This is a genomic window from Candidatus Hakubella thermalkaliphila (assembly GCF_013281975.1).
GTDB classification, from domain to species: Bacteria; Actinomycetota; Humimicrobiia; order Hakubellales; family Hakubellaceae; genus Hakubella; species Hakubella thermalkaliphila.
In genome coordinates, this window is the sequence record NZ_BLRZ01000365.1 from 1 (window position 1) to 808 (window position 808).

Below are 808 nucleotides of genomic sequence, written 5' to 3' on the forward strand. Positions count from 1 at the left end.
ACCCTGATTTTATCAAACTTGTTCTATCAAAATTGATTCGACTACCTCTAATTGGCTTGACTTATTCTTTTGAAGTTCTACAAGAAGATCCCCATAGCCGGGCCCGGGTGGGCCGCATAACTACTGCACGGGGCGTGGTGGAGAGCCCAGTCTTCATGCCCGTGGGGACCAAAGCCACGGTCAAGGCTATGACTCCGGAGGAGCTATGGGATATGGGATTCAGGCTAATTTTGGGTAATGTGTACCATCTCTATCTTCGGCCCGGCCTGGAGGTTATGGAAAAAGCCGGGGGACTCCACCGCTTCATGAACTGGCCAGGTGTCATTCTGACCGATAGCGGTGGTTTTCAGGTTTTTAGCCTGAGCCAAATTCGAAAAATATACGACCACGGTGTGGAGTTTCAGTCCATCATCGATGGATCAGTACATCTGTTTACTCCAGAGAAGGTCATCGATATTCACCGGGTACTTGGTTCGGATATAGCCATGATTTTGGATGAATGTGTTGCATATCCCAGTGAACATGACTATACTTTACAAGCGATGCGAAGGACTCTGCAATGGGCCAGGAGATCCAAAGAGTATTTAAAAAGACTGGAGCTCCCACCCGAGCAGGCCTATTTTGGCATAATTCAGGGTGGCATTTACAAAGACCTCAGGGTAGAAAGTGCTGAAGAGACCGTAGAGCTAGAGTTTGATGGCTACGGAATAGGCGGTCTCAGTGTGGGGGAGCCAAAGGAGGTAATGCTGGAAGTCCTGGAGGCGGCTCTGGACAGAATACCTCCCCATAAGGCCAGATATTTTATGGG

General features: G+C 49.0%; 1 protein-coding gene. It reads left to right on the forward strand.

The features are described 5' to 3' along the window. Window positions 1–107: 107 nt before the first annotated feature. A partial coding sequence (gene tgt / locus HW443_RS12185; RefSeq protein ID WP_407079828.1) for a tRNA guanosine(34) transglycosylase Tgt occupies window positions 108–808 on the forward strand: 701 nt, incomplete at its 3' end.